Source organism: Streptomyces sp. NBC_00572, from assembly GCF_026341815.1.
Lineage (GTDB): Bacteria > Actinomycetota > Actinomycetes > Streptomycetales > Streptomycetaceae > Streptomyces.
Genome location: NZ_JAPENX010000001.1, coordinates 33,491 through 51,588 on the forward strand (window position 1 = coordinate 33,491; position 18,098 = coordinate 51,588).

At 74.7% G+C, this 18,098-nt stretch carries 15 protein-coding genes; 5 read left to right on the forward strand and 10 right to left on the reverse strand.

Going from position 1 to position 18,098, the window contains the following annotated elements; all coding sequences use genetic code 11:
- Positions 1 to 10: 10 nt before the first annotated feature.
- The 4 genes from OG514_RS00120 to OG514_RS00135 are packed head-to-tail and all read right to left on the reverse strand — an operon-like array spanning position 11 to position 3,995.
- Positions 11 to 952, reverse strand: coding sequence for a hypothetical protein (locus tag OG514_RS00120; protein ID WP_266889436.1), 942 nt, complete (start codon positions 950 to 952; stop codon positions 11 to 13).
- Complete coding sequence (locus OG514_RS00125) at positions 949 to 1,686, reverse strand: hypothetical protein (RefSeq protein ID WP_266889439.1); 738 nt, start codon at positions 1,684 to 1,686, stop codon at positions 949 to 951. The genes OG514_RS00120 and OG514_RS00125 overlap by 4 nt, the downstream gene beginning before the upstream one ends.
- Entirely contained in the window at positions 1,683 to 3,227 is a 1,545-nt protein-coding gene (locus OG514_RS00130; protein WP_266889441.1) for a hypothetical protein, read from the reverse strand. The genes OG514_RS00125 and OG514_RS00130 overlap by 4 nt, the downstream gene beginning before the upstream one ends.
- A gap of 57 nt (positions 3,228 to 3,284) precedes the next feature.
- On the reverse strand, positions 3,285 to 3,995 hold the full coding sequence (locus OG514_RS00135; protein ID WP_266889444.1) for a GntR family transcriptional regulator: 711 nt from the start codon (positions 3,993 to 3,995) through the stop codon (positions 3,285 to 3,287).
- Positions 3,996 to 4,107: 112 nt separating this feature from the next.
- Here OG514_RS00135 and OG514_RS00140 point away from each other — a divergent pair, with 112 nt between their 5' ends.
- From OG514_RS00140 to OG514_RS00150, 3 genes are read left to right on the forward strand one after another with little or no spacing between them, the layout of a single operon-like run.
- Positions 4,108 to 4,896, forward strand: a complete 789-nt coding sequence (locus OG514_RS00140; protein ID WP_266889447.1) for a LamB/YcsF family protein — start codon at positions 4,108 to 4,110, stop codon at positions 4,894 to 4,896.
- Complete coding sequence (gene pxpB, locus OG514_RS00145; RefSeq protein WP_266889450.1) at positions 4,893 to 5,558, forward strand: 5-oxoprolinase subunit PxpB; 666 nt, start codon at positions 4,893 to 4,895, stop codon at positions 5,556 to 5,558. The genes OG514_RS00140 and pxpB overlap by 4 nt, the downstream gene beginning before the upstream one ends.
- Positions 5,555 to 6,418 carry a biotin-dependent carboxyltransferase family protein gene (locus OG514_RS00150; RefSeq protein ID WP_266889453.1) on the forward strand — a complete coding sequence of 288 codons (864 nt, stop codon included), beginning with the start codon at positions 5,555 to 5,557 and terminating at the stop codon, positions 6,416 to 6,418. The genes pxpB and OG514_RS00150 overlap by 4 nt, the downstream gene beginning before the upstream one ends.
- 46 nt (positions 6,419 to 6,464) lie before the next feature.
- Here OG514_RS00150 and OG514_RS00155 read toward each other — a convergent pair whose 3' ends face one another.
- From OG514_RS00155 to OG514_RS00180, 6 genes are all read right to left on the reverse strand, one after another.
- Complete coding sequence (locus tag OG514_RS00155; RefSeq protein WP_266889456.1) at positions 6,465 to 10,130, reverse strand: hydantoinase B/oxoprolinase family protein; 3,666 nt, start codon at positions 10,128 to 10,130, stop codon at positions 6,465 to 6,467.
- Positions 10,127 to 11,125, reverse strand: coding sequence for an SGNH/GDSL hydrolase family protein (locus tag OG514_RS00160; protein ID WP_266889458.1), 999 nt, complete (start codon positions 11,123 to 11,125; stop codon positions 10,127 to 10,129). Before OG514_RS00160 ends, OG514_RS00155 begins: the two co-directional genes overlap by 4 nt.
- Entirely contained in the window at positions 11,122 to 12,348 is a 1,227-nt protein-coding gene (locus tag OG514_RS00165; RefSeq protein ID WP_266889461.1) for a glycosyltransferase, read from the reverse strand. The genes OG514_RS00160 and OG514_RS00165 overlap by 4 nt, the downstream gene beginning before the upstream one ends.
- Complete coding sequence (locus OG514_RS00170; protein WP_266889464.1) at positions 12,345 to 13,466, reverse strand: glycosyltransferase family 1 protein; 1,122 nt, start codon at positions 13,464 to 13,466, stop codon at positions 12,345 to 12,347. Before OG514_RS00170 ends, OG514_RS00165 begins: the two co-directional genes overlap by 4 nt.
- A gap of 315 nt (positions 13,467 to 13,781) precedes the next feature.
- Positions 13,782 to 15,197, reverse strand: a complete 1,416-nt coding sequence (locus tag OG514_RS00175) for a HEAT repeat domain-containing protein (protein WP_266889467.1) — start codon at positions 15,195 to 15,197, stop codon at positions 13,782 to 13,784.
- A 256-nt stretch (positions 15,198 to 15,453) separates the two neighbouring features.
- Positions 15,454 to 15,846 carry an ankyrin repeat domain-containing protein gene (locus OG514_RS00180; RefSeq protein WP_266889469.1) on the reverse strand — a complete coding sequence of 131 codons (393 nt, stop codon included), beginning with the start codon at positions 15,844 to 15,846 and terminating at the stop codon, positions 15,454 to 15,456.
- Between the two features lie 312 nt (positions 15,847 to 16,158).
- On the opposite strand from OG514_RS00180, the gene OG514_RS00185 reads away from it, so the two are divergent.
- Positions 16,159 to 16,353, forward strand: a complete 195-nt coding sequence (locus OG514_RS00185) for a hypothetical protein (RefSeq protein WP_015032212.1) — start codon at positions 16,159 to 16,161, stop codon at positions 16,351 to 16,353.
- Positions 16,354 to 16,390: 37 nt separating this feature from the next.
- Positions 16,391 to 18,019 carry a hypothetical protein gene (locus OG514_RS00190; RefSeq protein ID WP_266889475.1) on the forward strand — a complete coding sequence of 543 codons (1,629 nt, stop codon included), beginning with the start codon at positions 16,391 to 16,393 and terminating at the stop codon, positions 18,017 to 18,019.
- Positions 18,020 to 18,098 lie beyond the last annotated feature (79 nt).

The window sequence follows — 18,098 nt, forward strand, 5'->3', positions numbered from 1 at the left end:
ACGCGGGCGGTTACGCGTGCGGTGAGGCGTGGAAGGGCAGGCCCGCGTCGGCCGCGAGCTCCAGGTCGTCGCCGTCGGGCGGCGGAAGGAGGGTCGCGGAGCCGTCGCTGACGGGGACGACGCCGAGTTCGAGCAGCTCGGCCATGGCGGCCGAACCGGCCATGTCACGGACCTGGAGCTGGTAGCGGGCGGTCGTGCGGTAGGAGCCGCCGCCCTCGTCGCCGGTGCGCTGGAGGAAGCCGGATTCGGTGAGGAACGCGGCCGCCTTGCCGACGATGCCGGTGGTGGATCCGGCGAGGCGGCGGGCGTCCTTGGTGGCGCCGGTGGCGCTGCGGCGGGCGTAGATCCGCCAGGCGGCCTCCAGGCCGGGGGCGTCGGACGCCGGGTCGGTGTTCTCGCCCAGTTCCTCGGCGCGCTGCTCCAGACGCAGACACGCCTGGCGTACGAAGGCGTCGACGCCGTTGACGGTGAGGCGGCCGATGTACGCGTCGTCCGCGAGGTCCTCGGGACGGGGGAAGGCCATGGCGGCGACGGCGAGATGTGCCAGGCCGTGCAGGAACCGGTCGGCCGAGTCCGTGGAGGCGCGGCGCGCGTAGTCGCCCATCCGGACGGCGAAGACGGAGTCCTCACCGGCGGTGACGGCCATCCCCGCGCGCGGGGAGACCTCCAGGACGATCAGGCCGAGTCCGGTCGCGACGGCGTCGGCGAGGCGCGCGAAGGCGGGGTCCTCGCGGTAGCGGCGGAGCAGCTCCGCGTACTCGGCGTCGCGGGCCGGGAGCAGCTTGGGCTGCAGCCCGAAGGCGACGAGCCGGGCCGCGTCGGAGGCGTCGGCGGGGGTGACGGCGGGCGCGGCGGCGCCGGCCGTGGCGGCGGCGCTCGTGGAGGCGGCCTGGGGCTGCGGGGGCTCCTGCTCGCCCCACGCGTCGGCGTACTCGGCGTGGGTTTCGCTCACGGCTGGGGCTCCTCGGTACGGCTCTCGGTCGATGTCGGTACGGCGGGGGTGACGGATCGGGGCGGGGGCAGCGGCAGCGGGACCGGGGTGACGGCCGCCCGGGAGGTGGCGGGGCGGTCGGTCGACCGGTCGGCGGGATGCGCGGCGGGCCCGTCGGCGGGGCGGTCCGCCGTGCGGTCCGCGCGCGTGGCCGGTTCGTCCGTGAGCCGCACGGCGCGGACGGACGGGACGTCGCGCCGACGCCGGGCGGACGCCGTACGGGTCGGCTCGGGCACGGCCACGACGCCGAGCCGCGGCTTGGGCCGGGGGCCGGACGCCTGTGCGGGCCGGTCCTCGGTGTCACCGCGCGTCGACGCGCCGGCGGGCGGGTCGACGCGGACGGGACGCACGCGGGGACCGGGGGTGGGGACGGGGCGGTGGGTGGCGGTTTCCGTCACGGCCTCGGGCACCGGCGCGGTCTCCGGCTCCGATGCGGGCTCGGGCTCGGATGCGGGCTCGGGCTCGGGCTCGGATGCGGGCGCGGGCTGTGGCGCGCAGCCAGGCTGTGGCTTGGGGCGGGGCTCCTGTTGCCGTTCCGCGTGTTCTGGCTGTGCCGACGAGTCACGCGCGCTGTCTTCGCGTACGCCGATGCCCGCCGGGTCCGAGAGGTCCTGCGCTGCCTCGGACGGATGGGCGGGGCGGGCGGGCGGTACGGCGGCCGCCGTCGGCGGCGGCGGCGGAGGGACGAGGGTCACGAGCCCTCCGTGCGGCCGGCGGCCATGCCCGCCGCGTCGAGCAGCGCCGTACCGACGATGAGGTCGGCGCCGCCGAACTCGGGGTCGTCCAGCGGGGTGCCGTCGTCGACGGCGAAGAGGAGCCGCTCCTCGCCCTGGCGGTAGGCCGTGCCGACCGGGGGGCTCGCCGCGTGGACGGCGAGCAGGGCGACGAGGTACGGCAGGTCGGCGTCGAGCTCGCGGGCCTCGGCGAGCAGGCCGGAGAGCCGCCGCGGAGCGTCGTGCTCCAGGTCGAGCAGGCGCATGGCGTTCGCGAGCTGCTCCTCGCTGAACCGGGAGTCGTCGGGGGTGGCGATGAGGTCGGGCTCGGGCATCTCCGCGCCGAGGTGCTCGCGCTCGACGGGCGGGGTCAGGAGCAGGTCGACGAGATCGCCGAGGCGTACGGAGGCCGGGGTGCGCAGACCGGTGCCGCGCGCGAAGAACGCGTCGGTGACTCTGGCGGCCTGCTCGACGGGGAGCGGCAGGGTCGGCGCCACGAGCTGCCCGTACAGGTCGAGCCCGGTGTACGAGGTGGGGGCGGCGAAGGCCTGCCGGTCCTGCTCGGCGCGGAAGAGCGGCCCGGCGTCCAGGAGACGGGACTGGAGCTGGGTGTGGCGCCGGATGCAGTCCTTCACTATGTCGACGAGCTCGGCGGCGCGGCGCTTGTGCTCGGCCGTCTTGGCGTCGGACGCGGCCTCGGCCTCGTCGCGCGCCTTGCGGATGTTGGTGAGGATCGCGTTCTCGTGGCGGTAGCGGTCGGCGACGTGGTCGAGCGCCTCGGCGATCATGTCGGGCACCGTGTTGAGCCAGTCCACCGCGCGCACGTTGCGCCGGGTGGCCTCCAGGGTCTTGCGGAGGGTCTCGGCGTACTGCACGGTCCGGTAGCGCGCCTGCTCGGCGGCGAGCTGGGCGTCGGCGAGCCGGCCCCGGTTGATGAGGACCTCCAGCTTCACCTCGGCGGCGATCTGGGCGCTGGTGACGTCGGTGTCGAGGGCCCCGACCAGGACGTTGACCGCTTCGTCGGTGGTCCGGAGGTAGACGCCGCCGCCGTACCCCGGGACCTCCTCGATGAGCTTGAAGTCGTAGTCCCTGCGGACGTACACGCCGTCGGTCCCGAAGGTGCCGTAGACGGCGCGGAAGCCCCGGTCGACGCTGCCGACGTTGATCAGGTTCTCCAGGACCCAGCGGGCCACGCGCTCGTGCTCGGCGGCGGGGCGGTTGGGTGCCTGGGCGGCGACGCGGGGCAGCAGCCGGGCCACGATCTGCTCGTGGTCGGCGCCGGTGTCGAAGTCCATGTTCAGTGTGATGAGGTCGATCGCGGAAAGGGCCACCTCGGCCATCGCGTAGACCGTGTACTCACCGGCGAGGTTCGCCTTGCGGGCGTCCAGGTCGTGCAGCGGGGCCGTGCACGCGAGCGCGCGGAGGCGCCGCGCGAGCCCTTCGTCGGCGGCCGGACCCTGCGCGGGCCGCGGCCCCGCGCTGAGCTGGGGCGGAGCGAGGTCCGTCGAGGCAGGCGAAGTCACGGTGGACAGATTAGGTCCTCGAACTGACAACGGTCGAAACGGCGCAGATCGGGGAGGTCAGTCCGCCGGGCTCGGCGGGGTCCCGACGGCCCGTGCGTAGGCGGTCGCGACCCGGGTGCGGGAGTCGTCGAGATAGCCGGCCAGGAGGTCTTCGGCCGTGGTCCGCTCGCCGGCTCGCAGGGCGTCGAGGATCTCCCGGTTCCGTGCCAGGTAGGGCTCGTGCAGCACACGGGGGTCGCCGACGACGTGGAAGGCGAGTCGGAGTTCCGCGAGGACGCCCCGCATCAGCTCGTCGGTGCGGGCGCTGCCGGCGAGGCCGACGAGCTCGCGGTGGAAGTGGATGTTGGCCGTGGAGACGGCCTGCCAGTCCCCTGTCCGCGCGGCCGTCTCGCCTTCCACCACGGCGGCGGCGAGGTCGTCCAGGGCGTACGGCGGCCGTCCGAGGTCGCGCACGACGGCGCATTCGACGAGCCGCCGGGCGCGGTAGATGTCGTCCACGTCGTCGACGGCCAGGACCCGGACGAAGACGCCACGGTTGAGCTCGTGGACCAGGAGCCGTTCGTGGGTGAGGAGCCGGAAGGCCTCGCGCAGGGTGTTGCGGGACACACCGAGCGCGCCGCCGATGCCGTCCTCGGAGAGCCGGGTGCCGGGCGGGAAGTAACCCTCCGCGATGCGGGTGCGCAGGATGTCCGCGACCCGCTCCGCCGTGCTCGTACGCCCGAGCAGCGCACGGTCGTCGGTCAGGTCCCCGGCTTCGCTCGCTGCCACGGCACTCCTCGTCGTCATCTTGTCGGATCGTTCAACAATCCTCTACGTTGACGGCATCGTACGGTCCCCCGTGCCGGCCCGGCACCCCCTTCCTCCCTCCTGCGAGGTACAGATGCGCACGCCCCCGGCCCCGAGCACGGACGAGGCCCTGATCGATCTCAACGCCGATCTCGGCGAGGGCTTCGGCCGCTGGACGCTCACCGACGACGAGGAGCTCCTGTCGGTGGTGACCAGCGCCAACGTGGCCTGCGGTTTCCACGCCGGCGACGCGGCGACCATGCGGCGGGTGTGCGAGCTCGCCGTCGCGCGCGGAGTACGGATCGGGGCCCAGGTGTCGTACCGCGACCTGGCCGGCTTCGGGCGCCGCTCGATGGACGTGCCCGCGGCGGAGCTGGCCGCCGAGGTGGCGTACCAGATCGGCGCCCTGGAGGTCTTCGCGCGGGCGGCAGGCGCGCGCGTGGCGTACGTGAAGCCGCACGGGGCGCTCTACAACCGGGTGGTCCGGGACGAGGAGCAGGCGGCGGCGGTCGTCGAGGGCGTCCTGCTCGCGGACCGCACGCTGCCGGTCCTGGGGCTGCCGGGGTCGCGGCTGCACGAGGCGGCCACGGAGGCCGGCCTTCCGGTCGTCCCCGAGGCCTTCGGCGACCGGGCCTACCGGGCGGACGGCTCCCTGCTGCCCCGCGGACAGGCGGGTGCGGTCGTCAGCGACCCGGACGCGGTGGTGGAACGGTCGGTGGCCATGGCCCGGTTCGGGGTGGTCACGGCGCACTGCGGCAGTTCCGTCGCCGTACGGCCCCGGTCGCTGTGCCTGCACGGCGACACCCCGGGCGCGGTGGACCTCGCCCGACGGGTCCGGAAGCACCTTGAGGGCTCCGGGGTACGGGTGGAGGCCTTCGCGTGAGGTCCACCGCCCCGCGCGCGTTGCGCGTGGGCGAGCGGGCGCTTCTGGTGGAGCTGGCCGGGAGCGAGGAGACGGAGGCGTTCCACGCCGAGCTCCTGCGGCGCCGGGCGGCCGGTGCCCTGCCCGCGATACGGGAGATCGTTCCGGCGGCGCGGACGGTGCTGCTCGACGGGGTGGCGGACCCGGACCGGCTCGCGGCCGAGCTGACCGGCTGGGAGCCGGTGCCGATCTCCGCGCGCGTGGGCGAGGCGATCGAGATACCGGTCCGCTACGACGGGCCCGATCTCGCGGAGGTCGCCGCGCTGTGGGGAGTGTCGGTCGAGGCGGCGGTGCGGATCCACACGGCGGCCGAGTTCCGGGTCGCGTTCTGCGGGTTCGCGCCGGGCTTCGGCTATCTGACGGGGCTCGACGAGCGGTACGGGGTGCCGCGGCGGGCGACGCCGCGCACCGCCGTACCGGCGGGTTCGGTCGCCCTGGCGGGGCCGTACACGGGCGTGTACCCGCGCTCCTCCCCCGGTGGCTGGCAGTTGATCGGCACGACGGACACGGTGCTGTGGGACACCGGCCGTGAACCCGCCGCACTCCTTTCGCCCGGAACCCGCGTCCGCTTCACGGCGGAACATTCCACCGCGGGCGGCTCCAGGGCGGAGGGCGGGCGATGACCGACCGGGCCGTCGCCGTGGTCCGGGCCGGGGCGCTGACCACCGTGCAGGACCTGGGGCGTACCGGGTACGCGCATCTCGGCGTGCCCCGCTCCGGCGCGCTCGACCCGGCGGCCGTCCGACTCGTCAACCGGCTCGTCGGCAACCCGGAGACGGCGGCCGTCCTGGAGACCACCGTCAACGGCTGTGCCCTGCGGCCCCGTTGCGCGGTAACCGTCGCCGTGGGCGGCGCGCCCTGTCCGGTACGGGTGGACGCGCGCCCGGCCGCCTGGGGAACCGCTGTCCGAGTGCCGGCCGGGTCCGTCCTGGAGATCGGCGCGGCCGTGCGCGGGCTGCGCGCGTACGTGGCGGTCGGTGGCGGGATCGATGTCGAGCCGGTGCTCGGCAGCCGCTCCACCGACCTGCTGTCCGGACTGGGTCCGGCGCCGCTGGCGGACGAAGCGGTCCTGCCGCTGGGCCCGGTCACGGGCGTACGGGGCTCGGTCGACGCTCCCCCGTGGCCCGGCCCGCCGGACGAACTCGTGCTGAGGGTCCGGCTCGGGCCGCGCGAGGACTGGTTCACCGCCGCCGCGCTCCGCACCCTCGCCACGCGCGCGTACCGGGTGTCCCCGGCGAGCAACCGGATCGGGCTGCGCCTCGAAGGCCCGGCCCTTGAGCGGGCCCTGCCGGGCGAGCCGGCGAGCGAGGGCATGGTCCTCGGCGCGGTCCAGGTACCGCCGGACGGGCGGCCCGTGGTGTTCCTCGCCGACCATCCGACGACCGGGGGCTACCCGGTGATCGGCGTGGTCCGGGAGGCCGATCTGGGCGCGGTGGCGCAGGCGGTGCCGGGGACGCCGGTTCGGTTCACGGCCGCGCGCTGAGGCCGTCCGACGACGGCGGGACGGTTCGATCTGGGGGCGGCGGATGTCACTTCCCGTCGGGCGGCGGGCCGTAGCCACCGCCGCCGGGGGTGCGCAGGACCAGGACGTCGTCGGGCCCGACCTCTGTGGTGGCGGCGGAGCCGAGGCGCTCGACGGTGCCGTCCGCGCGTTCCACGAGGTTCTCGCCGAGGGCGCCCGGCTCGCCCCCCGCCATGCCGTACGGGGGGACCCTGCGGTGTCCGGTGAGGAGGGCCACCGTCATCGGCTCCAGGAACCGGATGCGGCGCTCCACCCCGCGTCCGCCCCGCCAGCGGCCGCGCCCGCCGCCGTCCTCCCGTACCGCGAAGGCGTCGATCCTGACCGGGTGGCGCCACTCCAGGATCTCGGGGTCGGTGAGCCGGGAGTTGGTCATGTGGGTCTGGACGGCGTCGGCGCCGTCGAAGCCGTCGCCCGCGCCGGAGCCGCTGGCGACCGTCTCGTAGTACTGCACGCGCGCGTTGCCGAAGGTGACGTTGTTCATGGTGCCGGAGCCCTCCGCCTGGACGCCGAGGGCCGCGTAGAGCGCGCCCGTGACGGCCTGGGAGGTCTCGACGTTCCCGGCGACGGTGGCGGCCGGGTGGGCGGGCGCGAGCATGGAGCCGGGCGGGACCCGGATCTCCAGGGGTTCCAGGCAGCCGCTGTTGAGGGGGATGTCCTCGTCGACGAGGGTGCGGAAGACGTACAGGACGGCGGCCATGACGACGGCCGTGGGCGCGTTGGCGTTCCCCGGCAGCTGCGGGGAGGTCCCGGTGAAGTCGAGGACGGCGGACCGCCGTTCGCGGTCGACGCGGACGGCGACCCGGATGACCGCGCCGCCGTCGGTCTCGTAGCGGTATGCGCCGTCGTCCAGACGGGCGACGATGCGGCGGACGGACTCCTCGGCGTTGGCGCGGACGTGCCGCATGTAGGCCTGGACGACACCGAGCCCGAACTCGTCGACGGTCTTGCGGAGTTCCTCGATTCCCTTCTCGTTCGCGGCGATCTGGGCGCGGAGGTCGGCGAGGTTGGTGTCCGGGTCGCGGGAGGGGTGAAGGGCGCCGGTGAGCAGGGCCCGTGTCTCGGCCTCGCGCAGTCGCCCGTCCCGTACGAGCAGCCAGTTGTCGAAGAGGACGCCCTCCTCGTCGACGGTCCGGCTGAAGGCGGGCATGGAGCCGGGGGTGATCCCGCCGATCTCGGCGTGATGGCCGCGTGAGGCGACGAGGAAGCGGAGTTCGGCGCCCGATGCGTCGAAGACCGGCGTCACGACGGTGACATCGGGCAGATGGGTGCCGCCGTGGTACGGGTCGTTGATCGCGTACACGTCTCCGGGGCGCAGGTCGTCGCGGCGGCGCCGCAGGACCTCCTTGATGGATTCGCCCATGGAGCCCAGGTGGACGGGGATGTGGGGCGCGTTGGCGATGAGGTTGCCCTCGGCGTCGAAGAGGGCGCAGGAGAAGTCGAGGCGTTCCTTGATGTTGACGGACTGGGAGGTGTTCTCCAGGCGGACGCCCATCTGCTCGGCGATGGCCATGAAGAGGTTGTTGAAGACCTCCAGGAGGACGGGGTCCACGTCGGTGCCGGCCGCCACGCGTGCGGGGCGGGGGGTGACGCGCTGCAGGAGGAGGTGTCCGGTGCCGGTCGCGGTGGCCCGCCAGCCGCTGTCGACGACGGTCGTGGCGTCGGCCTCGGCGAGGATCGCGGGTCCGTCCACGACGTCGCCCGGCCGCAGGTCCTCCCGCCGGTGGAGGGGAGCCTCGTGCGGCGTACCGGCGCTGAACATCCGGACGGTGGCGTGGGGCGTGGGCGGTGCGGCCCACTCGTCCGGTGCTGCCGGCTCGTCCCGGTCTGCGGGCTCGTCATCCGGGGCTGCGGGCTCATCCGGGGCTGCCGGCTCGGCGTGAACGGGGCCGTGCGGACCTGCCCGGCCGACGGCTTCGACGGAGACCGCCTCGACGACGAGCGGCCGGTCCATGGTGAAGGCGTACCGCGCGCGGTGAACCGCTGTGAACTCCGCTTTCAGGTCCTCGGGCGGCGCGAGGTCGACCTGGAGGTTCGCGTCGGTGCCCGCGTATCGCAGGAGTACGCGCGCGTGCGTCGTGATCGCCTCGTCCGGCAGGCCGTCGGCGCGCAGCTCCGCGCGCGTGCGGTCGGCGAGTTCGGCGCACAGGTCCGTCACGCGCGCGTGCGTGCCGGGGGCGTCGAGTTCTGCCTCGACGGACCGCTCGCGCATGGCGGTGGCGTCGGCAAGCCCGATGCCGTACGCGGAGAGCACCCCGGCCAGCGGGGGTACGAGCACGGTGTCGACGCCCAGGGCGTCGGCGACCGCGCAGGCGTGCTGGCCACCGGCGCCGCCGAAGCTCGTGAGGGCGTACCGGGTGATGTCGTGGCCTCGCTGGACGGAGATCTTCTTGACCGCGTTGGCCATGTTGAGGACGGCGATCTCCAGGAAGCCCGCCGCGACCTCCTCGGGCGTGCGGCCGCCGCCGACCTCCTCCGCGAGGGCGGTGAACCGCTCCCGTACGACGTCGACGTCCAGGGTCAGGTCGCCCGTCTCGCCGAACACGGCGGGAAAGTGGGCGGGCTGGACGCGGCCGAGCATGACGTTGGCGTCGGTGACCGTGAGCGGCCCGCCCCGGCGGTAGCAGGCGGGGCCCGGGACGGCGCCCGCCGAGTCGGGGCCCACCCGGTAGCGGCGCCCGTCGAAGTGCAGGACCGACCCGCCGCCGGCCGCGACGGTGTGGATGCTCATCATCGGTGCCCGCATCCGCACCCCGGCGACCTGTGTACCGAGTTCACGCTCGAAGACGCCGGCGTAGTGCGACACATCGGTGGAGGTGCCGCCCATGTCGAAGCCGATGACGCGGTCGTGGCCCGCCTGTGCCGAGGTGCGGGCCATGCCGACGACGCCGCCGGCGGGTCCGGAGAGTACGGCGTCCTTGCCCCGGAAGTGGGCCGCCTCGCGCAGTCCGCCGTTGGACTGCATGAACATGAGGCGGATTCCGGCGAGTTCGTGGGCGACCTCGTCGACGTACCGGCGCAGGATCGGCGAGAGGTAGGCGTCGACGACGGTGGTGTCCCCGCGGGGGATGAGCTTGATGAGCGGGCTCACCTCGTGCGAGGAACTGACCTGGGTGAAGCCCGCGTCGCGCGCGATCGCCGCGATCCGGGCCTCGTGGGCCGGATGGCGGTAGCCGTGCAGGAGGACGACGGCGGCCGAGCGGAATCCCTCGCCGTGGGCGGCGTCGAGCGCCTCGGCGACGGCGGACTCGTCCAGGGGCCGGACGACGTGGCCGTGGGCGTCGACCCGCTCGGGAACCTCGATCACGCGCGCGTAGACCGCTTCGGGGAGCACGATCCGGCGGTCGAAGAGCCTGGGCCGGTTCTGGTAGGCGATGCGGAGCGCGTCGCGGAAGCCCTCGGTGACGAGGAGCACGGTCGGCTCGCCGCGCCGCTCCAGGAGGGCGTTGGTGGCGACGGTGGTACCCATCTTGATGACGGCGATCCGGTCGGCGGGGACGGGTTCGTCGTGCCCCAGGCCGAGGAGGAGGCGGATTCCGGCGACGGCGGCGTCCTGACGCCGGGTGGGATCGTGCGAGAGCACCTTGCGCGTGACGAGCCGGCCGTCGGGCCGCCTGCCCACGACGTCGGTGAACGTGCCGCCCCGGTCGATCCAGAACTCCCAGCGCCCGTTCATCTCCCCATTGTGGCCGTGAGTGCGGCGGCGAGGGCGGCGTCCGCGCGCGCGTCGAGGGGTGCGGGACCGGTGCCGTCGGCCCAGTGGCGCAGTTCCGCACCGGCGAGCAGCAGGAGCTGCGGCAGCAGGTCGTGGCTGCGCCGGAGGAGCCAGCCGGTACCGGCGGTGGCGAGCCAGAGCACGGTCTCGGCGCGGCTCGGCGGTGGCAGGCCGGGCTCCCGCGCGGGCGGCGCCCCGTGGGCGAGGCACCGGTCGGCGAGGAGCCGGTGGAACCCCTCGGCAACGGCCCGGTGCCCGCGCTCGCCGGGGTGCAGCCGGTCGGCGCTCCACAGGGTGCGGTCCTCGGTCCAGCTGTCGTCGGCGAGGTGCAGGTGGACGGCACCGTAGCGGGCGGAGAGAGCGTGCACGACGGCGTTGACGGACCGCTGGCGGCGGGCGAGCGGGCGCGCCAGCGGGGCCGGCAGGCCGAGCATCCGGCCGGGGTCGGGCAGACAGGCGGTCAGGAGCACGGCTCCGGCGGCGTCGAGGTCGGCACAGACCCGGCCGAGTCGGCGGGCGAGCGCCCCGATGTCGAAGGTGCGGCGCAGGGTGTCGTTGACGCCGACGACGACGGAGGCGAGGTGGGGCCGGAAGGCGAGGGCTTGGGGGGCCTGCCGGTCAGCGACGTCGCCGCTGAGCGCCCCGCTGACGGCGAGGTTCAGGAACGCCGTCTCCTGCCCCTCGGCCGCGAGCCCGTCGGCGAGGAGCGGCGCCCACCCCCGCCAGGTCCCGTCCACCCGGTCCCCGACACCCTCGCTGAGCGAGTCCCCGAGCACGACGAACCGGACGGTGCCGGTGGTCCCCGGACGGGGGCGGGGGCGGGGCGGGGGTACGCGGGCGGGGGCGGGCGCGGGGACCGCGGCGGGAGTGGCGAGCGCGACGGGCACCGGGGCCGTCGCCTTGGGCTCCACCGAGATCGCGAGCGCGACCGGGGCGGACGCCTGGTCCGGTGTCATCGGCGCACCTCCTCGGGGAGTAGCGCCTCCGGGGCCGGGAGGGCGTCGTGTGCCCGGAGGAAGGCCGTGACGGAGCGCTCCCAGGTGAAGACCTCCGCACGCGCGCGTGCGGCCCTGCGGCGGGCGGTCTCCGGGGCCGCGAGGAGTCCCCGTACGGCGGAGGCGAAGGCACCCGGGGTGTCCACGGCCGAGGCACCCGCGGCGCCGACGACCTCGGGGAGTGCGGAGGAGGCGCTGACGACGACGGGGGTCCCGCAGGCGAGGGCCTCCAGGGCGGAGAGACCGAACGTTTCCGCGGGTCCCGGGGCCAGACACACGTCGGCCGCCGCCTGGAGGTCCGCCAGGGCCTCCCGGTCGGCGACGTGCCCGAGGAACCTCACCGGGAGGCGTCGCTCCCGGGCCCGCCGCTCCAGGACGCCCTTCAGCGGCCCGTCGCCCGCGACCACCAGCGCCGCCTCGATGCCCGCGTCCCGCAGCTCCGCGAGGGCGTCCAGGGCCGTACCGGGCCGCTTCTCCACGGAGAGGCGCGAGCAGAGCAGGAGCAGTACCCGCTCCCCGTCCGCGTGCCGGGCCCGCAGCGCGGTGCTGCGGCGGCCGGGCCGGCAGCGCTCCAGGTCCACGCCGAGCGGAGCCCGTACGACGTTGCGTGCCCCGATCCGTACGAACTCGCGCTCCGCCCACTCCGTCGTGCAGACGATCCGCGCGAACGCCCACGCCGTGCGGCGGTTGAGCCGGTCCGCCGCGCGGGCCGCGACCGACGGAGGCACCCCCCAGGTGCGCAGCACCCCGTCCGCGGTCTCGTGGGAGACCATCACCGAGGGCACGCGGGCGCGCCGCGCCCACTCCCCCGTCCACCGCAGGGTCGTGCGGTCCGAGACCTCGATCCGGTCCGGCGCGAGTCCGTCGAGGAGGCGGCGCAGCCGGCGCCGGTCGGCGAGGACCCGGTAGCCGCCGGTGCCGGGCAGTACGGGGCCGGGGAGGGTGATGACCCGGCCCTGCTCGGTATGGACGTCGCTCGCGACGTCGCCGGGGACGATCAGGACGGGTCGGTGCCCTGCCGCGCGGTAGCCCCGGCCGAGCTGGTCGAGGGCGGTACGGAGGCCGCCCGACGTGGGGGTGACGAAGTTGGCGAGCCGTACGATCCGGAGCCCGGCCCCGTCGTGGCCGTGAACCTCTTCGGCGTCGCCGCCGCCGTGAACCCGGTCAACACGGCCGCCTCTCATGCCGCCACCACCGTCCGCGCCCGCAGGACCTCCAGGTAGTGCCCGATCAGCTCGTCGCCGAGGGCCTCCCAGGTGCGGCCCTCGACGGTGGCGCGGCCGGCCAGGCCGAAGGCCGCGCGCAGGTCCGGCGCCGTGGCCAGCGAGGCGACGGCGGCGCGCAGCGCGTCCGGGTCTCCCGGGGGTACGAGGAGTCCGGTGCGGCCGTGGTCGACCAGGTCCAGGGGTCCGCCGGCGGCCGGGGCGATCACCGGGACTCCGCTCGCCATGGCCTCCTGGACCGTCTGGCAGAAGGTCTCGAAGGGGCCGGTGTGGGCGAACACGTCGAGCGAGGCGAAGATCCGGGCGAGGTCGGCGCCCGTGCGGCGGCCGAGGAACCGGGCGCCCGGCAGGGCGGTGCGGAGCGCGGGCCCGCTCGGCCCGTCCCCGACGACCACCAGCCGCACCCCGGGGAGTTCTGCGGCTGCGGCAAGGAGGTCCACGCGCTTCTCGGGGGCGAGGCGGCCCACGTAGCCGATGAGGAGTTCCCCGTTCGGGGCGAGTTCCGCGCGCAGGGCGTCGTCGCGCAGCTCGGGGCGGAAGCGGACGGTGTCCACCCCGCGGCCCCAGAGCCGGATGCGGCCGATGCCGTGGGCCTCCAGGTCGCGGACGGCGGCGGAGGACGGGGCGAGGGTGCGGTCGGCCGCTCCGTGGACGGCGCGGAGGCGGCGCCAGGCGGCGCCCTCGCCTGTTCCCACGTAGGTGCGGGCGTAGCCGGCGAGGTCGGTCTGGTAGACGGCGACGGCGGGGATGCCGAGCCGGGTGGCGGCCGTCATCCCGCGCACCCCGAGGACGAACGGGCCGGCGAGGTGGACGAGGTCGGCGCGGTGGGCGGCGATGGCCGCGGCGACACGGCGGCTGGGCAGGGCGACGCGTACCTGCGGATAGCCGGGGAGGGGGAGGGAGGGCACCCGGACCACGGCGCAGGGTGCGTCGGCGTCCGCGGCCGGGTCGGCGACGGCGGGGGCGATGACGAGCGGGGTGTGACCCCGCCGGACGAGGTGGCGCGCGGTCTGCAGGGCGCAGTGCGCCACACCGTTGACGTCGGGAGGGAAGGATTCGGTGACGATGACGACACGCATACGGGTGTTGTCGTCGCGCTCGGCGTGTCCCCGCCAACGTTGATCTGGACAGGGAGGGAACGTCCCATGAGCGTTTCGCGCGGGGACCGCCGGTGGCTGGAAACGATCAAGCGCCGCCGTGCGGAAGCGTGCCGGGCGCTCCCCCGTGTCCCCGCACTCGGCGTGCCCGGCCGGTTCTCCGGGGCGGGGCCTCGCGCGGCGGGTTCTCCGCCGGGGGCCGCGCCGCCCCGGAGCCGGGTGACGGGGGTGACCGGGTCCGGCCGGTGGGGCCGGAGCTCGGGTCGGGTCCGAGGTCCGGGCCGGACCTCGCCGCGGTCAGACCTGCAGGTCAGGCCCTATCCGGTTGCGTACCGCGGTCTGGACCTCGACCTCTTCGGCCGGGTCCGCCGCGAGGCGGCGCAATCGTTCGGCGACGCGCACGTCCCCGGTCTCGGCGTGCTGGGCCGCGACCTCTCGGGTGGTCTCCTCGCAGTCCCACAGGCATTCGACGGCGAAGCCGTTCGCGAAGGTGGGGTCGGTGGCGGCGAGGGCGCGGGCCACGCGCCCGCGTAGCTGGGAAGAGGCCGTCTCACGGTAGACGTGGCGCAGTACGGGGGCGGCGCAGACGATGCCGAGGCGGCCGGCGCCGTCCACGAGCGCGCCGAGTGCGGGCGCGTCGGGGCCTTCGGAGCGGATGGTGTCGCGCAGCGCGCCGAGGACGGAGGGGGAGTCCTGGGCGGTGCCTCGGGAGGCGAGGACGTCCGCGGCGGCGGCGCCGAGGGCGTCGGTCCGGCGGACCCACGCGCGGGCGCGGGCGACGGCGTCCTCGCCGCACATGCGGCGGTAGGCGGCGATCGCGGCTTCGGCGACCTCGCCTGAGTCGCCGTCCGCGGCGGCCGCGACGAGGTCGAGGACCGCGGGGTCCCGCGATTCGGCGAGGTGGTGGAGGGCGGCGCCCCGGGCTCCCACCGAGCCGTGGCGGGCGGCGGCGAGGAGTTCGGGCCGGTCCTCGGGACCCGCGACGGCGGTGAGGCAGCGGGCGGCGGGGCCGTACAGCACGGCTCCGCGCTCGTAGCCCTCCTGCGCCCAGTCGAGGACGGCGCGCACGCTCCAGCCGGGGCGGGGCCCGGCGGGGCGCATCTGGCGCTGCCAGCGGTCGAAGGAGCCCTGTTCCTGGGCGGCCCTGACCCGGGCGCCGACGGCGTCCCGCTGGTCCTCGGCCCACAGGCGCCAGGGGCGGGGCTCGAAGGCGTCCCGTACGACGCCGGCCAGCTCGGCGTCGCCCTCGGCGTCGGCCGGGAAGCGGGCGAGCACGGGAACGGCGAGCGCGCGGAGTCCGGCGTCGTCGTCGCGGAGCGCCAGCTCGTCGAGGGCCCAGGCCCAGTTCGTGCCGGTCGCCGCGTAGCGACGGAGCAGGACCAGGGCGTCCTGGCGTCCGTAGGAGGCGAGGTGCCCGAGGACGGCGAGCGCCAGCCCGGTCCTGGACTCCTCGGTGTCGAGGTGGTCCTCGGCGCCGAAGAGGTGCGCCTCGATCTCGTCGAGACCGCCGTGGAGGTCCAGGTAGAGACGGGCGTAGTAGAGGGAGCGGTTCTCGACCTGCCAGTCGTGGCGGGGGTCGTCGAGAACGCAGTGGTTGAGGGCCGCGAGGGCCTCGGCGCGTGGCGCGGCGAGCGCGTGCAGGGTGCCGTCGCCGCGGCCCCGCTGCAGCAGGCCGAGCAGGGTGCCGCTCGGCGCTATGACTGGATCGAACATGGGGAGACGCCTCACATCAAGCTGTCGACACGACCGGGGGATACCGGGATGACCCGGGTCGGGCGGTACATCGCCCGTACGCCTAGGCCGTGCGGCAACATGTCGGGCCGCTCGTCGTCCATCGCCTGCCAGTGACCATCTTCCTCAGCCTCTCGTCGGTGGCCCGTTTTGCCGGGCCCGACGTCATGATGACCCACCCATTTCGCCACCGCGACCACATTTACGACGCCGCTCTCACCTGGGGTTCAGCGCCCGTTCACCGGGATCCGAAGAGGTCGAGGAGTTCGGTCTTGCCGAACATCCGGGCGGTGTCGAGCGCGGACGGAGTCCCAGCCTCCGGATTTGCCCCGCCGGCGAGGAGCGCGCGGATCACGGCGTCCTCGCCCTTGAAGACGGCACCGGCGAGCGGGGTCTGGCCGCGGTCGTTGGCACGGTCGACGTCGGCACCGCGCGCGAGGAGGGCGGAAACCGTGGCGGGGTGGCCGTGGTACGCAGCGAGCATGACGAGGGAGTCGCCCTTGTCGTTGGTGAGGTTCGCGGGGACACCCGCGTCGACGTAGGCGGCCAGCGCGTCGGCGTCCCCGGTGCGCGCGAGGTCGAAGACCTTGGACGCCAGCTCGATGACCTCGGGGTCCGGAGTCTCGCTCATCGGGGGGATCCCGCCTCTCTCTCCTGCGTTCGTCGACCGGTGCACGGCAAGCGCGGCCGTACGAGTGAATCGACAGGGTACTGCCCGTTCGGCGACATGACCTCGCCCGACCGAGGCAAAGATCACGACAGCCCGCCCACGGCCGCTCCTCTAGCGCACGCCGGACATTTCGCCACCCGACAGTCCGTTCGATGTCCGCCGGTCAAGTGAAATAGCCCGTTTTTCACTCTAATGCACCTTTAGTCACATAGATACTTGCTGTGAACTTGGAAGGACTCATGGTGACTGTCCCCTCAACCAGGAGAACAACCAATGATCCTGTCCATCTCAGGCGTGGTCCTGCTCGGCATCATCTGCTTCCTGTTCTTCAAGAAGGACGGGATGAAGGCCTCGCACGCCCTCGTCAGCGCGCTGTTCGGCTTCTACCTCGCGGGTACCGCCATCGCACCGAGCATCACGGCGGGCGGGCAGAGCCTCGCCGGCCTCCTGGGCGGGATCAAGTTCTGACGCCCTCCAGTCCCTTCCACCACTTCAGGAGTACTTCGTGGCCCGGCGACCACTCCCCCGCATTCTGAGCAGCGGCAGCGCACAGATCGCTCGTAGTCGAGAGATCGCGCGCACGGCCGCCGACAGCGCCACCGACGTGCTCCATCCACTGATCACGGTCTCCCGTGGTCTGCGGAAGCTGGCCGCGACCGCGCGCGCCAAGTGGGCCGCGACCCCCAAGGAGCGGCGTGGTCCTACGCTGCTCCTGGTCGCGGCCTGCGTCCTGGTCGTCGCCCTGATGCCGTACGGGCCGCTCCTCGCCCTCGTCACGCTCATGGCCGCGGCCGCGTGGAAGGGTCGCGAGCGCCCCGTCGTCAAGACCGGTCCCGACGACGCGGAGCTCGCCCGGCTCAAGGGCCTTTACGAGGCCCTCGTGCCGTACTTCTCCGTCGCCGAGGACCCCGCCCCGCTCTTCGCCCACGGCGGCGACTGGAGCGGCGCCTTCACGGAGTACGCCTTCGACGAGGACGGGCGTCTCACCCGGCTGAGGATCGCGTACCCGCCGTACTTCACCGACGGCGAGCCCGCCGCACGCGCGCGTATCGAGCAGTTGTTGCACGCCAAGTCCGGACGCGGCCGTGAGTACCTCTTCGACTGGGACGAGGAGGGCAACCGGCTCGTCCTGAGCGTGCTGCCCGCCCTGCCCACCACCATCGCCGCCCAGCGCTTCGTCACCGTGCCGGGCGAGACCGTCCTCGGCTTCACCGACGCGGAGGCCGTGCAGCGGACCGTGCCCGTGATCGCGTCGGACGGTACGGAGGACGCGCCGGCCGTGGTCTGGCGCACCGGCCCCCGGTCCACCGAGCCGCATCTGCTGGTCGTCGGCCAGCCCGGCAGCGGCACCACCTCCCTGCTGCGCTCGATCGCGCTCCAGGCCCTCCCCCACGGCGACGTGCTGATCGTCGAGGGCGGTGGCACCGGCGAGTACGCGTGCCTCACCGGCCGCGACGGAGTCCTCGCGGTCGAGTGCGGGCTCTCCGGCGCCCTCGCCACCCTGGAGTGGGCGGCGCACGAGACAGAGCGGCGGCTGATCGCCGCGAACCGGGCCCGGCAGGCCGGACAGCCCGCGCCCGAGGACACCCGCCGCCCCCTGTGGATCCTGCTCGACCGGCCGGGCGTCCTCGGCGACCTGGCCGCCGCCGACGGCCGCCCCGACCCGCAGGAGCTGCTCCAGGTGCCGCTGCGACACGGGCGCGCGGCCCAGGTCACGGTGGTGGTCGCCGAGCAGTTCGACAGCGCGGACACGCTGAGCGAGGCGGTACGGAGCCACACCAGGGCCCGGATCGTGCTCGGCCCCGCCGCACCGGAGCAGATCGCCGCCGTCCTCGGTACCCAGCCGCACACCACGCCGACGTCCCAGGTCCCGGCGGGCCGTGGCTACGCGCGCCTGGGCGCCGGCCCGGTCCTTCGCCTCCAGGTGCCGGCGACTCCCGACCCGTACGACGACGCGACGAGCGAGGCGCACCGCCAGGCGGTCCTCGAACTCCTCCCGGAGCGCCGCACGGCGACGACCATGGAGATCGAGACGGTCACCGTGAAGGGCTCCCCCGAACCGGCCCCGGCACCCCGCGCCGAGCCGGACCCCGGCCCCGCTCCCCTGCACGCCCCCGTCCCCGCGGAGGGCTGAGCACCACGCGCGCGTGAAGAGGCCGGTACGGACCCCAGGTCCGTACCGGCCTCTTCACGTGAGGTGCGAGAACACGTGA

Bases quoted from the DNA above. Each gene is read 5' to 3' on its own strand.
- OG514_RS00140 (WP_266889447.1), top strand. From the start codon at position 4,108: ATGCGCACGCCCCCGGCCCCGAGCACGGACGAGGCCCTGATCGATCTC.
- OG514_RS00150 (WP_266889453.1), top strand. From the start codon at position 5,555: ATGACCGACCGGGCCGTCGCCGTGGTCCGGGCCGGGGCGCTGACCACC.
- OG514_RS00155 (WP_266889456.1), bottom strand. From the start codon at position 10,130: ATGAACGGGCGCTGGGAGTTCTGGATCGACCGGGGCGGCACGTTCACC.
- OG514_RS00160 (WP_266889458.1), bottom strand. From the start codon at position 11,125: ATGACACCGGACCAGGCGTCCGCCCCGGTCGCGCTCGCGATCTCGGTG.
- OG514_RS00165 (WP_266889461.1), bottom strand. From the start codon at position 12,348: ATGAGAGGCGGCCGTGTTGACCGGGTTCACGGCGGCGGCGACGCCGAA.
- OG514_RS00170 (WP_266889464.1), bottom strand. From the start codon at position 13,466: ATGCGTGTCGTCATCGTCACCGAATCCTTCCCTCCCGACGTCAACGGT.
- OG514_RS00175 (WP_266889467.1), bottom strand. From the start codon at position 15,197: ATGTTCGATCCAGTCATAGCGCCGAGCGGCACCCTGCTCGGCCTGCTG.
- OG514_RS00180 (WP_266889469.1), bottom strand. From the start codon at position 15,846: ATGAGCGAGACTCCGGACCCCGAGGTCATCGAGCTGGCGTCCAAGGTC.
- OG514_RS00185 (WP_015032212.1), top strand. From the start codon at position 16,159: ATGATCCTGTCCATCTCAGGCGTGGTCCTGCTCGGCATCATCTGCTTC.